Origin of the sequence: Pseudomonas sp. GM80, from assembly GCF_000282515.1 — a bacterium.
Taxonomy (GTDB): Bacteria; Pseudomonadota; Gammaproteobacteria; order Pseudomonadales; family Pseudomonadaceae; genus Aquipseudomonas.
In genome coordinates, this window is the sequence record NZ_AKJD01000237.1 from 1 (window position 1) to 3,793 (window position 3,793).

Genomic DNA, 3,793 nt, shown 5'->3' on the forward strand with positions numbered 1-3,793 from the left:
TGGCGGTGTAGGTGACGGTGCCACCTTCAGCAGCCGATTCGGTGGCGGTCAGTTTGACGGTGGTGGTATCGATGGTGTCGGTCACATTAGTGACGGCCGGAACGGTGCTCGGCACCAGGCTCTCGAAGTTGCCGCCAGTAGCGGTCGAAATGGTCGCTTCGACTTTGCCGGCGTCTTTGTAAACGTCGTCGGCCGGCGCTGCGACGGTTACGGTGCCGGTGGTTTTGCCCGCGTCGATGGTGATTACGGCGCCGTTCGACAGGGTCACGGTGACTGGCGAGCCAGCGGCGTTAGTCAGCGTCGCGGTGTAAACAATCGAACCGCCCTCGGCCACAGAACCGGTCGCGGACAGCGACAGGTTGGTGGTGTCGACGGTGTCAGTGACATTGGTCGAAACCGGGGTCTTGTCGGCCACCAGGTTCTCGTAATTGCCACCCGTTACGCCGGTGATCGAGTTGGTGATCGGCGCATGACCAGTCAACGCGTCATTCGGCGCGGTGGTGGTCACGGTACCGGTGGTTTTGCCGACTTCGATGGTGATGTTTTGACCGTTGGCCAAAGTCACGGTGACCGGCGAACCGGTTACTGGCGCGCCAACGGTGGCGGTGTAGGTGACCGTACCGCCTTCAGCCACCGAAGTATCGGCGGTGAGTTTGACTGTCGAGGTGTCGATGGTATCGGTGACGTCGGTGACCGCAGGCGTGGTGCTCGGAACGAGATTCTCGAAGTTGCCGCCGGTGGCGTCCTTGATCGTCACTTCGACTTTACCGGCGTCTTTGTAGACGTCATCGGCTGGCGCTGCAACGGTCACGGTGCCCGTGGTTTTGCCCGCGTCGATGGTGATTACCGCGCCATTGCTCAGGGTCACGGTGACGGGCGAGCCGGCAGCGTTGGTCAGGGTCGCGGTGTAGGTGATCTGGCCACCTTCGGCGACGGTGCCAGTCGCGGTCAGCGACAGGTTAGTGGTGTCGACGGTATCGGTGACGTTGGTCGAAACCGGGGTCTTGTCGGCCACCAGGTTCTCGTAATTGCCACCGGTTACGCCGGTGATCGAGTTGGTGACGGGCGCGTGACCGGTCAACGCATCGTTTGGTGCAGTGAAGGTTACGGTGCCGGTAGTTTTGCCGACTTCGATGGTGATGTTCTGGCCGTTGGCCAGGGTCACAGTGACCGGCGAACCGGTAACTGGCGCGCCAACAGTCGCGGTGTAGGTGACAGTGCCGCCTTCAGCCACCGAAGTGTCGGCCGTCAGTTTCACGGTCGACGTGTCGATGGTATCGGTGATCTGAGTCACCGCCGGAACAGTGCTCGGCAGCAGGCTTTCGAAGTTGCCGCCAGTAGCAGTCGAAATGGTTGCTTCGACTTTGCCCGCGTCCTTGTAGACGTCATCGGCTGGCGCTGGAACAGACACGGTGCCCGTGGTTTTGCCGGCTTCGATGGTGATCACCGCGCCATTGCTTAACGTCACGGTCACTGGCGAGCCAGCGGCATTGGTCAGGGTCGCGGTGTAGATGATCGAACCACCCTCGGCCACGGAGCCGGTCGCGGTCAGCGACAGGTTAGTGGTGTCGACGGTGTCGGTCACGTTGGTGCTGACCGGCGTTTTGTCGGCCACGAGGTTTTCGTAGTTGCCGCCGCTGACGCCAGTGATGGCGTTGGTCAGTGGCGCATGACCGGTCAACGCATCGTTGGGTGCAATGGTGGTCACAGTGCCGGTGGTTTTGCCGACTTCGATGGTGATGTTCTGGCCGTTGGCCAGGGACACCACAACTGGCGAACCGGTCACCGGCGCGCCAACGCTGGCGGTGTAAGTGACGGTGCCGCCTTCAGCGGCAGACTCGGTGGCGGTCAGTTTGACCGTCGAGGTATCGATGGTGTCAGTGACGTCAGTGACCGCAGGCGTGGTGCTCGGAACGAGATTCTCGAAGTTGCCGCCGCTGGCGTCCTTGATGGTCACTTCAACTTTACCGGCGTCCTTGTAGACGTCATCGGCTGGCGCCGCAACCGTCACGGTGCCGGTGGTTTTACCCGCTTCGATAGTGATGACCGAACCGTTGGAAAGGGTCACGGTCACCGGGGTGCCGGCCGGGTTGGTCAGGGTCGCGGTGTAAACAATCGAGCCACCTTCGGCCACGGAACCGGTCGCGGTCAGCGACAGATTGGTGGTATCGACGGTGTCGGTCACGTTGGTCGAAACAGGGGTCTTGTCCGCTATCAGGTTCTCGTAATTGCCGCCGCTGACGCCGGTGATCGCATTGCTGATCGGCGCATGGCCGGTCAACGCGTCGTTCGGTGCAGTGGTGGTCACGGTGCCGGTGGTTTTGCCGACTTCGATGGTGATGTTCTGGCCGTTGGCCAAGGTCACGGTCACCGGAGAACCGGTCACTGGCGCACCCACCGTCGCGGTGTAAGTAACGGTGCCGCCCTCAGCCGCCGACTCGGTCGCGGTGAGTTTGACGGTGGTGGTGTCGATGGTGTCGGTGACGTTGGTCACGGCTGGAACGGTGCTCGGCACCAGGTTTTCGAAATTGCCACCAGTGGCGGTCGCAATGGTCGCTTCGACTTTGCCGGCGTCCTTGTAGACGTCATCGGCTGGCGCCGCAACGGTCACAGTGCCGGTGGTCTTGCCGGCCTCGATGGTAATCACCGCGCCGTTCGACAGGGTCACAGTCACCGGCGTGCCGGCCGGGTTGGTCAGGGTTGCGGTGTAAACGATCGAACCACCTTCCGCCACCGAATCGGTCGCCGTCAGGTTCAGGTTGGTGGTGTCAGTGGTGTCGGAAACCGCGGTGTCCGCGGACTTGCCGTCGACCACGAGTTTTTCGTAGTTGCCGCCCGTGGCGCCGTCGATGGTCACGCTCAAGGAGCTGCCGCCGGCCAATGGGCTGTTCGGTGCCACAAAGTTTACCGAACCGCTGGTTTCACCGACGGCGATGGTGATGGTCTGGCCATTGGACAGAGTCACTACAACCGGCGTGCCAGTCACTGGCGCGGTCACGGTGGCGGTGTACACCACGGTTTCGCCTTCGGCGACGTTGGCAGTGGCGGTCAGCGACACGGTGGAGGTGTCGATGGTGTCGTTGACGGTAGTGACGGCCGGGACAGTGCTGGTGACGAGGTTTTCGAAGTCGCCACCGGTCGCGCCCTTGATGGTCGCTTCAACAGTGCCGGCGTCCTTGTAGACGTCGTCTTTCGGAGCGTCGACAGTCACGGTGCCGGTGGTTTTACCGGCCTCGATGGTGATCACCGAGCCGTTGCTCAGGGTCACGGTGACTGGCGAACCAGCAGCGTTGGTCAGGGTCGCGGTGTAGGTGATCTGACCGCCTTCGTTCACCGCGCCGGTCGCCGTCAGCGACAGATTGGTGGTGTCGACGGTGTCAGTCACGGTGGTGCTGACCGGGGTTTTGTCGGCAGCGAGGTTCTCGTAGTTGCCGCCGGAAACGTTGGTGATCGAGTTGGTCAGCGGCGCATGCCCGGTCAACGCATCGTTCGGAGCAGTGGTGGTCACGGTGCCAGTGGTTTTACCCACTTCAATGGTGATGTTCTGACCATTGGCAAGGGTCACCACAACCGGCGAACCGGTGACTGGCGCGCCGACAGTCGCGGTGTAAGTGACGGTGCCACCTTCAGCAGCAGACTCGGTCGCGGTCAGTTTGACCGTCGAGGTGTCGATGGTATCAGTGACGTCAGTAATGGCTGGCGTGGTGCTCGGCACCAGGTTCTCGAAGTTGCCGCCAGTCGCATCCTTGATGGTTACTTCGACTTTGCCGGCGTCTTTGTAGACGTCATCGGC

Annotated in this window: 1 protein-coding gene; it reads right to left on the reverse strand. The window is 62.0% G+C overall.

The features are described from left to right. Window positions 1-3,793, reverse strand: a 3,793-nt coding sequence (locus PMI37_RS27390) for an immunoglobulin-like domain-containing protein (protein ID WP_008087483.1), incomplete at both ends; no start/stop codon positions are given.